The organism is Halochromatium glycolicum (assembly GCF_016584085.1).
Taxonomy (GTDB): domain Bacteria; phylum Pseudomonadota; class Gammaproteobacteria; order Chromatiales; family Chromatiaceae; genus Lamprobacter; species Lamprobacter glycolicus.
In genome coordinates this window covers 37,879-56,748 of the sequence record NZ_NRSJ01000007.1, presented here as the reverse complement: position 1 = coordinate 56,748, position 18,870 = coordinate 37,879, and the positions used below count along the sequence as shown (strand labels likewise).

The window sequence follows — 18,870 nt, the reverse complement described above, 5'->3', positions numbered from 1 at the left end:
CGTGACCTCCGGCCGCTGCGCCGTGCCTCCAGGCCGCCAAGATCAGCCGGCCTACTCTGGCAGCAACGGTGCGAACCGACCCTCGCTGATCCTGCTTGGCGGCCTCGAGCGGCGGCTTGCGGATCTGTCCACGCCGCGGTTGCCGCGCGAGACCATGTTGCTGCCGCTGCCGCTGCCGCTGCCGAACAGGCGGGTCACAGATCGACGCTCAGGTTCTCGTTCGCGACCTGACGCTTGAGCTGCTGGCGCCGCGTCGGGCGCCAAGGCACCGGGCTCATGAGATTATTCCAGCCCCAGCGCAGCCAGCCGGTCAGGCGCCATGCGAGCCAGAGCGCCCAGGCCAGCATCAGCAGGCGATAGGCCCAGATCGGCGCCGAGACCAGGGTCACGGCGGCCGTCTCGCCCGGTTGACGATCGAGATACCACTGCAGCCGGCTCGCGGTGGAGCCGTTACCGGCGATCTGCATCGCCGGCGCACCCAGCAGGCCCTGCTCCAGCGCCGCGAGCAGCGCGATCAGCGCGGCGATGCTGAGCAGCACCAGCCCGATCTGGGCCAGGTTGAAACGCCACGGCTGCACATCCTCGCCGAGCCGCCGCCGCCAGCCGAGCGCGAACAGCCAGAGCACCACCAGCGCGCCCATCCAGGCCGGCACCTGGCTCAGGCCGACCGCGAGCAACAGCCAATCGACGAAACCGAGCGGGGTCTGGCGGGAGCGCGCGAGCAGCCAGGCCAGCACGGCCAGCGCAATGAGCAGGGCCCAGAACTGGACCGCCGCCCCGATCCCGGGTCCGCTCGTCCACAGGACCCAGCGATCGTCCGGCAGGCGGACCTGGGTCTCGGCATTCACTCCGGCAATGCCGAGGTCGAGCACGGCGGGCCGATAACGCCAGGCGAGGCCGTCGGGCGTGCGCCAGCCGATCTCGATCTGCTGCACCCCGGGCACGAGCGGCAGGTCGAGCATCGGCGCCTGCAGCGACAGCGGTCTCGAGCGCCCATCGACCTCGAACAGCGTCAGTTCGGCGCCGTCCGGCAGCCTGAGCGGGTGACGACCGCCGCGGGTGCTGCGGACGACGAGCTCGAGCTGGGCCTCGGTCCATCGGCGCCCCGGTGTGACGCGATAGAGGCTTCGGTCCAGCGTCAACTGCGGCCCCGGCACGCCAACGGGCCGCCAGACTCGCAGGGTGAGCTGCTCGCCGGCCCAGGGACGGTAGACCCGCAAGCGCTCGGTCTCGGCTTGCGTCGCCTGAACGGGCGGTACGCCATCGGCCTCCAGATGCCAGAGCGGGCTCACCGCAAGACGCCACTCCTCGCTGAAGCGCGGGGCCTCGCTCGCGGACAAGGTCAACCGGTCGACAGCCTCCAGGGTCGAGTTCCATCGCAGTGCCCGCTGCCTCGGACCCAACGCGATCAACGCCCCCTCGGCATTGGCGCGCACAGCGTCGGTCGTGACCGACTCACCCTCGATCAATTCGAGGCTGAGGCTGGCCGGCCCATCCGCCGGCGAGAGGCGCTCGACCCGGGTCTCGACCTGCCAGTCCAGCCCGAACCGCAAGGTCCGTATGATGCGCAGCAGCGGCGGAAAGCGATCGCTCTCCCGACCCGACCCAGCGCCGGTCGCCGCATCCACCGCGTCGGCCCTGCCCGCGGCCGGGGTGCGGCTCAGCTCGAGTTGATCACCGGGCACCCCGTTCGCCTTCAGCCCGTTCAGCTGCCAGGGCTTCGCGAGCCGGGCATCGACCAGCCGCGGGCGCAGCGGCAGCGGCAGCACGACGGCATCCGACGCCGGCAGCGGCCCGCTGAGCTGCAGCAGATGCCGGCCCGCCGGAAGCGGCAACCACAACGCATCTCCCGACCGCCGCAGCCGCTGCCAGGGCTCACCGTTGAGTCGGATCAGGGTTGGCATCCAGCCCCCTCGCCTGCCCGGGACGGGCAACGCGACCGATGCCGCGGCGTCGACGGCGAGCACCAACTGGAGCTGGTCCCCGGCGACCATCAGCTGCATGCGCGCAATCTCGGCGCAGCGCGGCACGCAGTCGGCGGGCTTCAGCAGCCGCTGCTTGAGGGCATCCAGCAATGCCGGCGGCGGAAAGCCTCCGTCTTGGGCGGCCGCGGTTTCGCCGGCTGCGGCCGCTGCGGCGGCATTGCCGAGACCGGGCTGCACGGCGAGCCAAGCACCGCACGCCAGGACCGCAAGACCCAGCATCGGCCGAGCGGCGTCACCCGAGCGGCGCGGCAAGCGGTCCGCCAAGCGCAGTGCCAGCAGCGGGACCAGCAGCAGTGCGAGCAACGCCAGCACGAGCGAGCCCGCGGGCGGCAGCAGCCAGAGCGCGAGCTGCTGACCGGCAGCCAGCGGCCCGGTCCAGCCGAGCGGGTAACGGCGCCAAGTCCAATCGGGTACACCCGGGCCGGTCTGCACCTGGGCATTCGGGTCGAGCGTCGGCAGGCGCTTAGGCCGCGGACTCGCCGCCGGCAGGCTCGACGGCGCGGCGCCGCCGAGCGCGGAGACCTGCGGCTGCACCGCGTCTGCGAGCAAGTCGAGTTCGGAACGGTCGGTTCGCACCGCGCCCGATGGCCGGCTGGGAGCCGATGCCATCGTCGCGTCACGGAGCATCACGAGCCCGAACAGACCGGCACCCTGTCGGTCCAACTGCGGAAACAGGCCGTCGCGCATCTCGGTCACGAGGAACGGCACCGCGATCACCGCCAGGCTCAGCACCGCGGCGCCGAAATAGACCTGGACCAGGCTCAGGAGCCAGCCTGGGCCTCGAGGCCGCGGGGCATCATCGGTCTTCGCGCTGCGTTGCGCGCGCAATGCCCGCAGCAACGCTGCGGCCAGGATCAGGTGCAGCCAGGCCCAGCGTGGCGCGCCCGGCTCCTGCCAGGTCAGCACCAGGGTCGCAAGCGCCAGCAACCCCCAGCCAGCGCCCCAGATCCGTGCCACCGCCAATGCGGCGACCAACACCAAGAAGATATCGAGCAGGGTCCAGCGGCCGAGCCAGCTATCCGGCAGATTATCGACCCCGCTCACGGCGAGCAGGTCCCAGCCCGGCGGAAGCAGCAGCTCGGCGCTGGCTTCGGCCAGCGGCAGCGCCCAGCCGGACGCCGGCAACGTCTGCGGGATCGCGATCGGGCCGGTCTCGAGCCGGGCGTCGGCGGTCATCGCGAGCGGCCCAGGGCGCACCTCCACCCCTTCCGGCGCGTCGGGCTCCGGCAACCGGGTGATCAGGCGCGGCTCGTCATCAACGCGCACCTGACCAAGCGCCATCGATGGCTCGGCTTCCAGGCGGCTTCGGACCTCGAGCCGGCCCGACAACCGATCCCGAACGCTGAACCCGGCCCCGTCGAAGTCCAACCGCAAGGTTCGGTGCAAACGCACCCGGTCGCTGCCCGCCGCCCCTCGCCGCTGTTGCTCGAGCCGCAGCGTCTCGCCGGGCCGCATCAGCAGGGTCGGCAGCTGCCGCCAGTCCTCAGGGATGCGCGCCTGGCGCGGGTCGATCGGCTGACCGCCGTGAAGGGTGACCTGGCGCAGGTCCGGCCGGGCGGCGAAGACCCAGACCTCCTGCTTCGGCCAGTCGGCGCGCGGCGCCGGCTCGGGCACTGACTCGGGCACTGACTCGGACTCGGACAATCGCAGCGCGTCGACCGGACCCGGATGATGGGTCTCGATGCCCAGGAGCCATCGGCCGGGACGAACCTGGACCTGCAGGAAGGCCGGCTCGGCTGCGTCGGGTTCCGGCTGCGCAGTGGGCTCGTCGGCGCGCGCCGCGCCAGCAGGCGCCGCGGCGGGGTCCGGCGCGGGCTCAGAGGCCGTCTCCGGAACCGTCGCAGCGCCGGTTGGAACACCGGTTCCCGAGCGCGTTGGCGCTCCACCGTCGGCGCCAGCGCGGGAGCGCCCGCGAGCGCGCTCCTCGGACCGGACCAGCCGGGCCGGCAGCGGGCTCTCGAGCCGCAGCGGGATGCCGCCGGGCAGCAGCACCGGGCCCAGCAGGACCTCTCGCGGCGGGCCGGCAACGTCGAGCATCAGGCGCGTCTGCACCCGCAGCGGCACCCCGTCCTCGATCCGCCGGGCGACCTCGAGGCTCAGACGCTCCGCCTCGCCGGTCTGCGGCCGCGGCGGCTGACCCCCGAGCCAAAGCCCGCCGCGACGTTCCCCACGGCCCTGGTCCCCACGGCCCTGGTCGAAACGCAGCGGGGACACCGGCGCGCCGTCGAGCCGCAGCGAGATCAACGCGATCTCGGGCGGCAGCTTCAGCACATCCGGTCGTCGTGGCCAGGCAAAGCGGCCGCTGATCCGTCGCTCGCCGGGGTCGACGCGAACCGACGGCCGGCCGTCACGCTCGACGACGGCCGCCGGCTCGCCGTCGATGCTGACCTGCTGCGGCCACTGACCGATACCGCCGGGGAGCGGGACCCAATGCTCGGCTTGCAGGGTCCACTCCTGCTCGAACTGTCCACCGTCAGTGTCGAGATCGAGACGCAGAACCCCCGGCCAGGCACAGACCCGCTCGCCAGCGCCCGCGCCATCGAGCGAGCAGGCCCGCTCGTCATCATCCTCTAGCACCCAGTCGACCCAGGGCTCCAAGGGAGCCGGGATCGCAGCCGGCTCGCCGTTCGCGCCAACCGTCGCGACTAAAGCCACTGCCGCAAGCAGCAGGGTCAACGCAGTGCGAAGCCACGCGCTCAAGGATCGCTGAGTTTCCATCGGGTGGGCTCCCGGCTCGAACGGAGCAGCGGTACGACCTGTCGGCTGGATGCTAGAGGGTCTCTCTCGAGCGCACAACCGTCCGGCGACGGCAAACGATCTGGCCAGGCTATCGGCGGGGCGGCCGGTCCTTGGCGGCCGCCTCGTCCAGCTCAGCGAGCCGCGCGAGCTTCTCCTTGATCCGGACCTCGAGGCCGCGCTCGACCGGCTGGTAGTAACGGCGCTGAGTCATGCCGTCCGGGAAGTAGCGCTCGCCGGCCGCATAGGCGTCCGGCTCATCATGGGCGTAGCGGTAGGCGTGGCCGTAGCCGAGCTCCTTCATCAGCCGCGTCGGCGCGTTGCGCAGATCCACCGGCACCTCCAGCGAGCCGTGCTGGCGGGCATCCTTCAGGGCTTGATTCCAGGCGTTGTAGACCGCGTTGCTCTTAGCCGCGGCGGCCAGGTAGACCGTGGCCTGCGCCAGCGCCAGCTCGCCCTCGGGGCTGCCGAGCCGGCGCTGGGCCTCCCAGGCATTCAGCGCCAGATCGAGCGCGCGCGGATCGGCGTTGCCGATGTCCTCGCTCGCCATTCGCACCAACCGCCGCGCGATGTAGAGCGGATCGCAGCCGCCGTCGATCATGCGCGCGAGCCAGTAGAGCGCGGCGTCAGGCGCCGATCCGCGCACCGATTTGTGCAGCGCCGAGGTCTGGTCGTGGAACGCGTCACCGCCCTTGTCGAAGCGGCGCACCCCACCCTCGACGACTTGCCGAGCAATCTCCACGCAGATGCGCCCGGGCTCGGCTTGTCTAGCCGCAAACGTGGGGTCAGGACCGGGCGCGGCGTCGGAACCCGCTTCAGGTTCGGCGCCGGTTGTGACCGGCGCGCCGGCTGGGTTATCTGCGACATCGGTGGCGAGGTCGGCGGCGAGCTCGAGCAGGTTCAGCAGGCGCCGTGCATCGCCATCGGCCGCCTGGGCCAGCAGCGCGCGGGCGTCGGCATCGATGGCGAGCGGCTCGCGGTCAGCACCAGCAAGGCCGCGCTCGGCATCGGTGAGCGCGCGATCGGCAAGACGCTCTAGGTCCGCGGCCTCGAGCGGCTTCAACGGATAGATGCGGGCCCGCGACAACAGCGCATCGTTGAGTGCGAACGATGGATTCTCGGTCGTCGCGCCGATGAACACCAGCGTCCCGTCTTCCACATGCGGTAGGAAGGCGTCCTGCTGGGCCTTGTTGAAGCGGTGGACCTCGTCGATGAACAGGATGGTGCCACGCTGCTCGCGCGCCCGCGTCTGCTGCGCCTGCTCGACCGCGGCCCGGACGTCCTTGACCCCGGCGAGCACCGCCGACACCGCCAGGAAGCGGCTGTCGGTGTGCCGGGCGATGAGCCGCGCCAAGGTCGTCTTGCCGGTGCCGGGCGGTCCCCAGAAGATCAGCGAGTGCGGGCGATCGCCGCTGATCGCGTGGCGCAGCGGCCGTCCCGCGGCAAGCAGGTGCATCTGGCCGACGACCTCATCGAGCCGGCGCGGACGCATACGCTCGGCCAGTGGCGTCTGGGCGGAATCCGCCACTTCCGCGCCGATTTGGGTCATGGGTTGCATAGGACGCGGTTGCGGCCTTGCTGCTTGGCGCGATACAAGAGCTGATCAGCCTGGGCGACCAGCTCTTCGGGGCCGGATGTGCTGGTGGGCGTCTCGCTGACACAGCCGATGCTGACCGTGAGCACCGGGGCCGTCGATGATTCCGCGTGCGGGATCGCCAACGCCTCGACGTTCGCCCGAACGCGCTCCAGTTCTCGGGTGCGGGCCGCGACCTTGGATTCGAGACCGGCGTTGAGCTGGTGGATACGCTCGTAGCTCGCACGCAGCGCCTCCTTCATCTCGTTGATCGCCTCGGTCACAACATCCAGCTCGTCCTTGCTACGGCCAATCCGCCACCGGCGCGCGAGCGCGAGCCGCTCGTCGGAGCGCACATCGAGTCGCTTGAGGTAATCGGCGATGAAGCGCACGTGGCGGGCAACCAGGTAATAGAAGGCCAGGATGATGACCGTCGAGATCAGGATCGTCTTGATCGCCTGGCTGAGCAGGATGACCAGTCCGCGATAGAGCAGATTCCGATAGACGCGCTCGAGACTCGCAAAGATCGCGAGCTCACCGATCAGAATCTCCTGACCGAAGTTCTCGGCCTCTAACCTGACTCGATTGATGATTGCTGAGCTTGTCAATGGCTCACCTTCGGCTGCGATCAGGGTGCCTTCCGGGTCGCGAATCTCGACGTAGACCACGTCCTGCAGGCTCAGGATGCCCTTGAGCTGGACGCGATACTGTTCCTCGTTCAAGTTCCACAGGCTTTGGGTGAGCGAATCCAGATAGCTGATCTCGATTTCTTCGAGGCGCAGCTCGATGTACTCGACATCGGCCCGATACTCGAGCGCGAGCTGGATCGCGGTCAGAACCAGCGTCAACAGCGAGCTGCTGACGATGATCACCAGCAGCAGCCTGAGACTCAGCGGTGAGGCCTTGCCTCCGAGGCTCGCGATGGGCCGCATGGCAATCCAACCACCCATCACTGAGGACTCGAGACCGGGGCGATATCACTCGGCCTCGGCAGATAGGGCTGACCGAACTCGCGCTCGAAATAAGGCTCGCCGGATCGGTCGAGGACGTCGATGCCGCTCACGATGCCCCGAGCGCGCCGCCTTCAAGGCCCACTGACCCGGTTGCGCGGGAGCCAAAGGCGGCAACTGCCGCCTTCGCCTCTTGCTGCAGATCAGCATCCCGCGCACCCTCGGGATCAGATCGAGAACCGGCCGTTCGCTATATACCCACATCACTCACCGCACGCGCTTCCCGCTTGTCACCACGCACCCAAGAGCCCCCAAGTGCAGGCTCCCCCAGGACAAATTCGGTCGGCAAGTATAGCGTGGGAGCCCCTGATCGGAGTGCTTCATGACCGGGCGGCGCCATGACGTGGCCGCCCACAGCGCGCTAACACTCATAGCATGGTGCTACCCCGGACGATGCATTTCGCGTGATTCACGGTAATAGTTGCACAGCACTGCTCAAGTGCAGTGCAATACCGCCGCTCGCCGGCTCCCGCATCCATCACCCAGCACGACGCGGGCCTCGTCCGGCAATCCCAACACCGTATCGGAGTAACGGATGATCGAGGCACAAGAGATCAGCCGCAGCTACGGCACCCTGAAGGCGGTGGATCGGGTGTCGTTCGCGATCGGCCGGCGCGAGATCGTCGGCCTGCTCGGCCACAATGGGGCCGGCAAGACCACCATCATGAAGATGCTCACCGGTTTCCTGGAGCCGAGCAGCGGGCAGATCGCGATCGATGAGTTGGATCTGGCCAACCGCCGCCGCGAGGCGCAGCGCCGGATCGGTTATCTACCCGAGAACTGCCCGCTCTACCCGGACCTGAGCGTGCTCGAGCACCTGGAGTATCACGCGACCCTGCACGGCATCCCGCCGCGGCACCGCGCCGATGCGATCAGCCGCGCCGTCGAGCGCACCGAGCTCGGCGCCAAGGCCATGGCCCCAGTCGCAACCCTGTCCCGTGGCTACCGGCAGCGGCTCGGGGTGGCGCAGGCGATCCTGCACGAGCCGCCGATCCTGATCCTGGACGAGCCGACCAACGGTCTCGACCCATCGCAGATCCAGCACATGCGCGCGCTGATCCGCGAGCTGGCGCGGCAGGCAACGGTGATCATCTCGACCCACATCCTGCAAGAGGTCGAAGCGGTCTGCTCGCGGGTGCTGATCATGCGCGGCGGTCGGCTGGCGCTGGACCGTCGGCTCGACGCCCTCGGTGACGCGCCCCGGCTGCTCGTGACCCTCGACCGTCCGCTATCGGAGGTGAACGAGACCCTGTCGGCGTTGACCGGCGTCAGCGGCGTCGCCCATCTGGGCGACGCCGGTGCGCACCGCCGCTTCGCGCTGGAGACCGACGATGCGCGCCGGCTTGCACCGCTGGTCGCGCAGACCGCGGCCGAAAAGGGCTGGGCGCTGTACCAGCTGACCCCCGAGCGCCGTGACCTCGAGGCGCTGTTCGGCACCATCTCCGCAGGCGGCTCGGAGCTCACTGCCGATGCGGCATCCGCGGACTCGGCCGGCGCCCCCGCGGCCGACCCGCCCGACGGGACAGACGACCCCGAGACCGAGCCCGATGATGCTGCCGCGGCCACGGAGGACTCGACCCATGGCTGACATCCTGCGCACCACCCGCAAAGAGCTGTCCTCGTTCTTCGGCTCGCCGGTCGCCTACCTGTTCATCGGCGCCTTCCTGGCCGCCTGCCTGTTCGTGTTCTTCTGGGTTGAGGCCTTCTTCTCGCGCAACATCGCCGACACCCGGCCGCTGTTCGACTGGATGCCGGTGCTGCTGATCTTCCTGGCGGCGGCGCTGACGATGCGCCTGTGGAGCGAGGAGCGCCGGGCCGGCACCCTCGAGCTATTGGCGACGCTGCCGGTGCCGACCTGGCGGCTGGTGCTCGGCAAGTTCCTCGCCGCCTGGGCGCTGGTCGCGATCGCGCTGGCGCTGACCCTGCCACTGCCGCTCACGGTCGCCTTCCTCGGGCCGCTGGACTGGGGCCCGGTACTCGGCGCCTATCTCGCGACCCTGCTGCTCGCGGCCGCCTATATCGCGATCGGGCTGTTCGTCTCGGCGCGAACCGATAATCCGATCGTCGCGCTGATCGGCACCACCCTGGTCGCGGCGCTGTTCTATCTGATCGGCTCGCCGGCGCTGACCAACCTGGTCGGGCATGCCGGCGGCGAGGTGCTGCGGCTGATCGGCTCGGGCTCGCGCTTCGAATCGATCACGCGCGGTGTGATCGACCTGCGCGACCTCTACTATTACCTGAGCCTGGTCGGCGCCTTCCTGATCCTGACCGTCGACTGGCTCGAACGCCTGCGCTGGGCCGCCGACAGCGACCGGCGCATGGCCCATCACCGCTGGACCCTGCTGACTGGCCTGGCAGCGGCCAATCTGCTCGCCGCCAACCTTTGGCTGCATCAGATCGATGGCGTGCGCGCCGACCTGACGCGCGGCTCGGTCTATACGCTCTCAGAGACCACCAAGACCTATCTCGATCAACTGCAGGAGCCGCTGCTGATCCGCGGCTACTTCAGTGACGAGACCCATCCGCTGCTGGCGCCGCTGGTGCCGAGACTGCGCGATCTGCTGCGCGAGTACGAGGCGGCCGGCAACGGCCGCGTGATCGTCGAACTGGTCGATCCCCACGATGACCCCGACCTCGAGCGCGAGGCCGGCGAGCAGTACGGCATCCGGCCGGTCGCCTTCCAGACCGCCAGCAAGTACCAAGCCGGGGTGGTCAACTCGTACTTCGACATCCTGGTCAAGTACGGCGACAGCGACGAGGTGCTCGGTTTCCAAGACCTGATCGACGTCAAGGTGCGCGGCGAGACCGACCTCGAGGTCGCGCTGCGCAACCCCGAGTACGACATCACCCGGGCGATCAAGAAGGCGCTCTACGGCTGGCAGGGTGGCGGCGATCTGTTCGCCGGCATCAGCGAGCCGCTGCGGCTGACCGCCTATGTCTCCGATCCCGACGTGCTGCCCGAGCCGCTGCCCGAGCTGCGCAGCGAGCTTGAGACCGTGCTCGAGGAATTGCAGGCCGAGTCGAACGGCCAATTCAGCTGGAAGCTCATCGACCCGGCCGGCGACCCGGCGCTGGAGGAGGAGATCGCCCAGCGCTTCGGGCTGCAGCCGCTGATCCTGGATCTGCTCGACCCGCAGCCGTTCCATTTCGGCCTGGTGCTCGAGCAAGGCGAGCAGGCGGTCCCGATCGCGCTGCCAGAGCAGCTCGACGCGGCTGGATTGCGTCGCGGCCTGCGAGCCGCGATCAAGCGCTTCACCCCGGGCGTGCTGCGCACCATCGCACTGTATCAGCCGGAAGCGGGGCCGAGTATGGCGGGGCTCGGCGGCATGGGCGGCAATCTGGGCGCCGGCGCTTCCGACTACAGCCTGCTCGAGGAGGTGCTGCGCGAGGGGTTCAAGGTCGAACGCACCGACCTGCGCAGTGGACAGGTGCCGGAGCAGACCGACCTGCTGCTCGTACTCGCGCCGCAGGAGCTCGACGCGCGCCAGCGCTTCGCGATCGACCAGTTCCTGATGCAGGGTGGAACCGTCATCCTCGCCACCTCCAGCCTGGACGTCGAGCTCGGCGGCGGCCAGATCAGGGCGCAGCCGCTGACGACCGGGCTCGAGGACTGGCTCGCGGACCTCGGCGTGACCCTCGGTCCCGGCCTGGTCCTCGATCCCCAGAACACCCCGTTCCCGATTCCGGTACAGCGTCGCCTCGGCGGTTTCCTGGTCGAGGAGCTGCAGATGCTGCCCTATCCCTACTTCCCCGATGTGCGCGAGGATGGCCTGTCCGACGACGCCGGGATCACCGCAGGCATGGATCAGCTCACCTTGACCTGGGCCGCGCCGATCAGCCTCGACCCAGAGACGGCGGAAGCCCACAAGGTCACGCGACTCATCGAGTCGTCGCCGGCGGCCTGGACCCGCGATGCGACCGATGTCCAGCCCGACCTCGAGACCTATCCGGACCTGGGCTTCCCGCGCGGCGAGGACACCGGGCGCAAGCTGATGGGGGTCGTGCTCGAGGGACGGTTCGAGTCTGCATTCAGCGACCAGCCTTCGCCCTTGCTGGTCGATCATGAGGACGGCGGTGGTCCGTCCAGCGATACCGATGGCGAGCCTACCGATGGCGAGCCGGTGGGGCCCGGCGACCGAGCAGAGGCCTCCGCGGGCCAAGGGCAGGGCGGCGCATCGGCGGACGGCGGCACTGAGGAGCCCGCAGCGCCCGCTCAGCCGATGATCTCGACGGTGGTCGACCATTCGCCGGCGTCGGCGCGGCTGATCCTGCTCGGCTCGTCGAGCTTCCTGTCCGACACCGCGATCACGCTGGCGACCGAGGCGACCCAGAGCCGCTACCGTGCACCGCTGACGCTGATCCAGAACGCGATCGACTGGTCGCTCGAAGACCGTGGCCTGCTCGCGCTGCGCGGCCGAGGCCAGTACGGGAGGCTGCTCGAGCCGGTCGGCCGCGAGCAGCGCATCCTGCTGGAATCCCTGAATTACCTGCTTGCGTTGGGCGGCCTGGGACTGGTCTACGCGCTGCACCGCTCGCTGCGGCGACGGCGTGAGCGGCGGCTAGCCAGGATGCTGGAGGGTTGAGCCATGGCAACGAATGCATCGAATGAGCGCCGGGGACGTTTCACCAATCCCTTCGGTCGCCTGCAGCCGAGCTGGCGCAAGGCGCTGAAGAGCCCGCCGGTGATCGGACTGGTCGGCCTGTTGCTGATCCAGTTGGGTATCGCGCTGTTCCTCGCCGCCCAAGGATGGCAACGAGCCGCGCCCGACGAATCGTTGCTCCGGTTCTCGCCGGAGCAGGTGAGCACCATCGAGATCGTCTCCGACGGTCAAACGTTGCGTCTGAGCAGGCAGGCCGAGGGCTGGGCGCTGCCGGCGCTCGATGGGTTCCCGGCCGATCCGGACAAGGTCGAGCGACTGCTCGTGCAGCTCAGCAAGCTGCCGCGGTCGATCCCGGTCGCCGCCAGCGCCGAGTCCAGGCGCCGCCTCGAGGTCGCCGACGACAACGCCGGCGCTCGGATCAGGCTGCTCGGCGAGCGCGGCCTGCTCGCCGAGCTGCTCACCGGCGAGTCGCCCGGCTTTCGGCGCCTCTACGGGCGTGTTGCCGGGGAGGAGGCGGTCTATGACCTGCCGCTCGCGGGGTTTCAGATCAGCAGCGACGGCGATGACTGGGTGCGTCGTGACCAGCTGCGCCTGGACGCTGAGGCGATCACCCGCATCCGCACCGATGACTGGACGCTGGAGCGCGGCGACGCGGGCTGGCAGATTGCCGGCGACGAGCGCGCGCTCGACGAGGCCGAGGTCAAGGCCTTCGTGCGGCGGGTCGCCAATCTGAATTATCAGGGCGTCCAGATCGCATCGGAACAGGGGCACCCAGCGACCGAGCCGAGCCTCTCGCTGCAGATCGGGCTGGAGGACGGCAGCACCCACCTGCGCCAGATCAGCGAAGACGATCAAGGAGGGTTCCTGCTTCGCACCGGCCCCGATCCGCGCCGTTACGAACTCACCGAGTATGATCTCGATGGCGTGCTCGAGGTCGGCCCGGAGGCACTAACCGTATCGGATGAGGCATCGGACGAGGCAGCCGCTGCTGCCGGCGCTGAAGGCGCGGCGCAGCCACCGACCGACCCAGAGGGCGGCAGCCCCGGCGCGGGTCCGATGGCAGAGGAGAAGCAGGAGGACATCGGCGACGCACGCGATCAAGGACAGGCTGCGTCCGTAGAGGGACATGAACAGGCCGAGTCGACAACGGCCCAGACAGGGCACAGCGAGCGGGCGCCATCGTCGGCGGCCGGTGCTGCACAGCCCGCGATGGACAACCAGGGGGCGCCGCCAGCCGAGGCAGCCAGTGCCGAGCCTGCCGCAGCTGCCGGAGGTGTCGCGGCGCCGGCAGCGCAACCGTTGCCGCCGGACCGGTCACCACCATCGGCGCCAGCCACGCAGGTGCCAACAACGCCGGCGCCAACGACCCAGGCGCCCGCTGTGCCAACGCAAGAGGATGCCGAGACAGCCAGCACCGCGACGCCGGACAGCGACGGCGCCGCGGATCAGGGTGACGGCGGGAGCGAGCAACAGCGAGCGACCCAGCAGCCGGCACGCCCGAGCGGACCCGCACCGCGAGCGCCCTGGCCTTATCAGCAGCGCTACGCGCCACCGCCGCAACCGCATTGGCCGCCGCAGACTCCACCGCAGCGTACCCCACCTCCCGGCTGGCGGTGACAGGAACGGCGCCGGCATCGGCCCTCCCTGGGCCGATGCTCGGAAGCCGCCGACGCGATCGCTCTCCGGCTCGGCCTAATGTGCAGCGCTCATCGCGTCGCTTCGCAAGCGCTGATCCTCGGTCGTCTCGCGCCGTTGCGGCGTCGCAAGACAGGCCCGCAGCAATCACCTGAACCGAGGTGCAGGGCGACTTCTAGGCAACGACCTCCGCGCGCTCGTCAGTGCTCAAGTGATCTCTGGCAGCGTCACGAGTGGACGCTCAGGGCGCGCGCGCCGCCTTACATCGCGCGCGTGCGCACCCAGATCAGCGCCCCCTGTTCGACGGGCACCTGCTCACCATCGGGATTGGTCATGGGCTCCTCGCCTTCGAGCAGAGCGGCGAAGCCCCACCATCCGGCGCGCGGCATCGCATAGCTGAAGACGCCGTTGGCATCGGCCTTTAGGACCTGGGTCACGAACGGCGCCGCCGGGGGTTCGACGGAGCCGTCGTTGCGCCACTCCACCTCGACGGTCGCGAACGGCACCGGCTCGCCGTCGCGCTTGACCACCCCTGTGAACAGGTTGCCAGCCCAAAGCCCGTAGGGCCGCACCAGTGGCTCGATCTCGACCGGGAAGCCGACCATGCGGTCCCAACCGGTCTCGGCACCGAAGGCATCGACGACGGTCTTCGTGTAGTGCACGATCATCACGCCCTCTGCCGGCTCCCAATAGGGTGCCGGCTCGGCGAAGAACAGATAATCACCCGGCTCGGTGACCTCATAATCGAGGCTGTAGGCGGGCTCGCCATCGCGCTCGACCTGTTTCAGACTTCCCGAGAGGTCTTCGCGCCCGTCAGCGGTCAGCACCCCGACCTCGGCGGGAGCGGCCATTGGCATCACCGGGCCGCGCTCCATCGGATGGGTGAAGGTCAGATCAAGGGTCAAGCTGCGTCCGGTCTCGGCATCCAAGACCTCATGCGAGGGGATCAGCTCGAGGAAATGGGCCTCAGCTGGATACGACAGCATCAGCGACGTCGGGACCAGCGCGGCGGTCGCGAAGGAGAGCAACCGCAGTCGATGCGCTATCGGATTCTGGTCGGTCATCGGGGCGAACCTCCTGGCGGTAGAGAGGATGGACTGGCTCGATGGGCGACTCGGCCGGCGAACAGGCACGAGCGCCTGGATATGATCATTACAGAAACCTTCATATTACGTCCAGTTTCACGCTCAGGCGGCTTGCAGTCGGCTCAATTGCGCGGAATGATGCCCGCAGGCGGGTTGAAGAACTGGACCAGAAGACGATGATCGCTCCACCGCTATCCAGCCGTTCCTTCTGTGGTGAGCTAGCAACTCTGCTGATCGTCAGCCTGCTCTGTGCAGCGCCAGTGTCGGCCGACGCCCTCTCCGATCTCCCAGCCGCCTGGCTCGAGCGGCTGCAGCCGGTCGCTGAGGCCGATCTCAGTGGCGCCGAGCCGGCGATGCGAGAGGCCATTGCCGAGGCGCGCGCCGAGGTGGCAGCCTTACTCCAGTCCCCTGAAAGCACACCGCAAGCTCTGGGGCGCGCCTACGGCCGACTGGGGGCACGCTTGCTGTTGGAGGAGGTCGAGACCCAAGCCGATGCCTGTCTGCGTAACGCGATGGAGCTCGACCCGAACGAGCTGCGCTGGCCTTACTACGCCGGCTACATGGCCATGCTCGCGGGCAATCTGGATCGGGCGCTGCAGTACTTCGAACGCGCACGGCAAATCGACCCCGAGTATCCACCGCTTGCGCTGCGACTCGGTAAGGTGCAGCTCGATCGCGGCGATTTGGACGCCGCCGAGCAGGCATTCACTGCGGTTGTCGACAGGCCGCAACTGCGTTCGCCGGCGCATTACTACCTTGGGCAGGTCGCGCTCCTGCAGCGGCGCTTCGGCGATGCCGTCGGGCATCTCCAGGCGGCACTCGCGGCCAACCCGGAGGCGACCGAGGCGCATTACCCGCTCGCGCGTGCCTACCAAGCGCTCGGGCGCGAGGAGGAAGCGAAGCAGCATCTCGAACGCTTCGTGCTGCGCTCACCGGAGGTCGCCGACCCGCTGCTCGATGAGCTCAGGGCCGCGACGCAACGCGCGTTGCCCGCCTTCAAACGGGGCATCCATGCTGTGCGGCAGGGTGATTACCAGACCGCAGTCGAAGAACTCGCCGCCGGGCTGGAGCTCGATCCAACGAACGCGGCCGCCCGGGTCAGCTACGCGCGGGTCCTGTTCCTCACCGGACATCCGGAGCAGTCGCGGCAGGCCCTGCAGCAGGCGCTTGCCGACGTCGAGGGACAACAGACCGCCGCTGCGCTCGCACATTTCTTCACCGGCGTGCTGGATCAGGCTGAGGGTGATCAGACCCAGGCCGCCGCTGCGTACCGGCGCGCGCTAGCGCTCGAGCCGGGCCATGCCGGTGCGCTGTTCCAGCTGGCCAATCTGGACTTCGCTCAGGGCCGCTACCAAGCCGCCGCTGAGGGCTATGCGGCAACGCTGGAGGCCGACCCGGATGCAAGACCAGCACGGCTGCTTGGATTGATCGCTCAGGCCCGCACAGGCGTCGACGAGCGGGAGCTGGCCGCAGCGCTCACCATGCTGAGAGAGGCGGCACCGGAGGATATGCAGCTTGCCTACGCCCAGGCACGGCTGCTTGCGAGCTCGACCGATGCCGCGATCCGCGATCCCGAAGCGGCAATGACGATCGCCGCCGAGCTTGCAGCGGCAAGGCCCATCCCGCCCCATCAGCGCTTGCTCGCACTCGCCGATGCCGCCACCGGCAGGCTGGAGCGGGCAGCCGATGCGGTCGCCTCACTGATCGATGGCGTCGGCTGGATGGTTCCGCCGGAAGAGCGGGCGTTGATGGCGCAGGAGCTCGCCGCCTACCAGGATGGACGAATGCCGCCGGTGGTTTGGGCGGTCACCGATCCGCTGCTTTCGCCACCGCCGTTCGATGCCCACCGCCTGATGCGCGACTACCCCGCTGCCAGACCCTATTGAGCCTCTCCCACGGCTTCGCCGAGCCCGGTAACGCGAAAGGGCCAAAGACAAAGGGCCGGCGTGACCGGCCCTTTCCAGCATCAACAGCGATTCGCTAGATGGCCGTTAGGAGCAAGTCAATGCCTCAGCGCTCATTCTCCGATTCAGCTGGAGTCTGCGGCGCCGGCGCAGCGTACGGGGCAGCGTACCCGTAATAGGGGGCACCATAACCCCAGGGACCACCCCAACCACCGTGGTAAGGATAGCCGTAGCCGTAGCCATAGCCGTGGCCGTAGGGATAGCCACCCCAGCCGCCATAGTACGGATAGCCACCACCGTACCAAGGGCCGCCATGCCATGGGCCGCCGTACCAAGGACCATCACCCCAAGAGCCCCAGAAGGCCTGTGCGGGCATGCTGAACAACGCGCCAGCGAGTGCAGCACCAGCAGCAGTCATCAATACCTTACGCATCATATGTTCTCCTCAGATGTCGGACGAGGCAATCATGACCAGGGAGCAGCGCCCCCGCTGCGATTATAGCCATTTGCCCTTGAAATGCATGCAGAATTACAGCGCCGCGAGCGGGAACAAAACGAGGCATCTGTAGGTCACCTCGGTCATCACGAGCTCACCGACTAACCAGGGTGAGTCATTCAAACAACTGGCAGATCAGTTAAACTCAACCATTCAGTCCCTAGCGAGCTGATCTTCGATCTTCCCTCAGAATCTGCGCCCGCGCGAATACGCACTCGTTATGATCTCCAATCCTGCTTCTGCTCGTCCGCTGTGGGGCATACTGCTCGCGCTCGGAATACCACTACTGCTCACCGGCTGTGCGCAGATCCCGTTTCAGACGTCGACAAACGACGCATCGGAGCCAGCCGATGTCGAGCCCGAGCTCGAAACAGCGGTCAGCGCCGAGACCGCGATACCGGGGCCGCAAGAGTCAGCGGAGCCAGGGCAACTCTACGAGTGGAACGGCCATGGGCGCCCGATCAGCCATGTCGTCATCGATACCGAGGCGCAGCGGGCGCGGTTCTACGACGGGCCGGAGCAGGTCGGCTGGACCACGATTGCCTCTGGTGTCTCATCGCATCCGACCCCGCGTGGCGAATTCGAGGTCATCGAGAAGGTCAAGGACAAGCGCTCGAACCTCTATGGTCGGATCTACGATGCCAGCGGCAACCTGCATAAACGCAACGCCCATGCACGCCGGGACTCGATACCGAGCGGCGGAAAGTTCGTCGGTGCGCGCATGCCGCACTTCATGCGCATGACCTATGACGGCATCGGGATGCACGCAGGCGCCATTCCGCAGCCCGGTCAACCGGCCTCCCACGGATGCATCCGGCTTCCGGATGAGATCGCCTCGAGCCTGTTCGCACAGGTGGACCTCGGCACCCGCGTCACCGTCGTCGGCGACGGTCCCGACTACGGCAACTATGCCGAGCGCATCCAGCGGCAACGTGAGCAAGAACGGCAGAAGCAGGTCGCCGCAGCGAGCGCTTCAGCGGCCAGCGCCGAGCGTCAAGCAACGTCGCGGCTCTCATCGGGGGCCGCCAACGACACAGCCCAGTCGCGCGCCTCTCCCGGCTCGACCCGTTCTTCTCAGGCACGTTCGCAGCCCAGCGACGCGACCGGTGATTCCGTGCTGGCAAGCGCACGCCGAAATACTGCTCATTCCGACGAGAGTGGGTCATCGGGCTCGACCCAAGCGGCGGAAACTGCGGAGCCCTCGACCGTGGAGCAAACGCCAGCCAGGACTGAGCCGAGCGATTCAGCAGTGCCGGCCCCAGAGGGGCCCAGCCAGCTGGAGCCCAGTCAGCTGGAGCCCAGTCAGCTGGAGCCAAGCCAGCTGGAGCCAAGCCAGCTGACATCAGCCCAACAGCCAGCCCCCGACAAGCAGCGCCGCGCCGCAGAGATCTCGCCCGCTGCTGGTGGCGAGACCCGGGCGACGAACGCCCAAACCCGCGACAGCACCGCCTCGAGATCGGCCAGTGCAAGTACCAGTGCGAGTACCAGTACCAGTGCCGCCCCCCCGCCGTCCTCGCCATCGAATCGCGACGTCACGACGGACAGCACGAATGCCGACGCTGAATTGCCGGATGATCGCACCGATGGCCGCAGTCAGGCCGACCCCCAATCGGGAACAGCCTCGGGAACATCCCAAGGCACCGGCATCACCCCTAGCGCCCTTCCGGACGCTGGCCAGGAGCCTGCCCCCGAACCAACCGCGACCGGACGCGCTGAACCGGCTGCATCGGAAGCGCCGGCCCGAGCAGATTCTTCCGAGCCGAACGAGGCTGCACCAGTCAACGATGCAACGTAGCCTTCGCGCACCTTTGAGGCGCTGTCCAAGCGGGCACGCGCGCGTCAGGC

The 18,870-nt window shown here is 68.6% G+C and carries 10 protein-coding genes; 5 read left to right on the top strand and 5 right to left on the bottom strand.

Annotated features, from left to right (window positions below; all coding sequences use genetic code 11):
* Nucleotides 1-194: 194 nt before the first annotated feature.
* The 3 genes from CKO40_RS05900 to CKO40_RS05890 all read right to left on the bottom strand — a co-directional run bounded on the left by CKO40_RS05900 (nucleotide 195) and on the right by CKO40_RS05890 (nucleotide 7,244).
* Nucleotides 195-4,703 carry a hypothetical protein gene (locus CKO40_RS05900; RefSeq protein ID WP_200345274.1) on the bottom strand — a complete coding sequence of 1,503 codons (4,509 nt, stop codon included), beginning with the start codon at nucleotides 4,701-4,703 and terminating at the stop codon, nucleotides 195-197.
* Nucleotides 4,704-4,812: 109 nt separating this feature from the next.
* Nucleotides 4,813-6,270 (bottom strand): replication-associated recombination protein A, encoded by a 1,458-nt coding sequence (locus tag CKO40_RS05895; RefSeq protein ID WP_200345273.1) that lies wholly within the window; start codon nucleotides 6,268-6,270, stop codon nucleotides 4,813-4,815.
* Nucleotides 6,267-7,244, bottom strand: coding sequence for a diguanylate cyclase domain-containing protein (locus CKO40_RS05890; protein WP_200345272.1), 978 nt, complete (start codon nucleotides 7,242-7,244; stop codon nucleotides 6,267-6,269). Before CKO40_RS05890 ends, CKO40_RS05895 begins: the two co-directional genes overlap by 4 nt.
* A gap of 595 nt (nucleotides 7,245-7,839) precedes the next feature.
* Between CKO40_RS05890 and CKO40_RS05885 the strand changes: the two genes are divergently transcribed.
* The 3 genes from CKO40_RS05885 to CKO40_RS05875 are packed head-to-tail and all read left to right on the top strand — an operon-like array spanning nucleotide 7,840 to nucleotide 13,522.
* Nucleotides 7,840-8,892 carry an ABC transporter ATP-binding protein gene (locus CKO40_RS05885; RefSeq protein WP_200345271.1) on the top strand — a complete coding sequence of 351 codons (1,053 nt, stop codon included), beginning with the start codon at nucleotides 7,840-7,842 and terminating at the stop codon, nucleotides 8,890-8,892.
* Nucleotides 8,885-11,887, top strand: a complete 3,003-nt coding sequence (locus CKO40_RS05880; protein WP_200345270.1) for a Gldg family protein — start codon at nucleotides 8,885-8,887, stop codon at nucleotides 11,885-11,887. The genes CKO40_RS05885 and CKO40_RS05880 overlap by 8 nt, the downstream gene beginning before the upstream one ends.
* Nucleotides 11,888-11,890: 3 nt before the next feature.
* The gene (locus CKO40_RS05875; protein ID WP_200345269.1) at nucleotides 11,891-13,522 is read left to right on the top strand and encodes a DUF4340 domain-containing protein; all 1,632 of its coding nucleotides are present in this window, start codon (nucleotides 11,891-11,893) and stop codon (nucleotides 13,520-13,522) included.
* Nucleotides 13,523-13,800: 278 nt separating this feature from the next.
* Here CKO40_RS05875 and CKO40_RS05870 read toward each other — a convergent pair whose 3' ends face one another.
* A complete protein-coding gene (locus CKO40_RS05870) occupies nucleotides 13,801-14,604 on the bottom strand; it encodes a DUF4198 domain-containing protein (RefSeq protein WP_200345268.1) in 804 nt (267 codons plus the stop codon).
* A 197-nt stretch (nucleotides 14,605-14,801) separates the two neighbouring features.
* On the opposite strand from CKO40_RS05870, the gene CKO40_RS05865 reads away from it, so the two are divergent.
* Nucleotides 14,802-16,511: a tetratricopeptide repeat protein gene (locus tag CKO40_RS05865; protein ID WP_200345267.1), complete on the top strand. Its 1,710-nt coding sequence runs from the start codon at nucleotides 14,802-14,804 to the stop codon at nucleotides 16,509-16,511.
* A gap of 124 nt (nucleotides 16,512-16,635) precedes the next feature.
* Here the strand turns inward: CKO40_RS05865 and CKO40_RS05860 are convergent, their stop codons facing one another.
* Nucleotides 16,636-16,962, bottom strand: a complete 327-nt coding sequence (locus CKO40_RS05860; RefSeq protein WP_200345266.1) for a hypothetical protein — start codon at nucleotides 16,960-16,962, stop codon at nucleotides 16,636-16,638.
* A 283-nt stretch (nucleotides 16,963-17,245) separates the two neighbouring features.
* On the opposite strand from CKO40_RS05860, the gene CKO40_RS05855 reads away from it, so the two are divergent.
* Nucleotides 17,246-18,820 (top strand): L,D-transpeptidase family protein, encoded by a 1,575-nt coding sequence (locus tag CKO40_RS05855; RefSeq protein ID WP_200345265.1) that lies wholly within the window; start codon nucleotides 17,246-17,248, stop codon nucleotides 18,818-18,820.
* Nucleotides 18,821-18,870 lie beyond the last annotated feature (50 nt).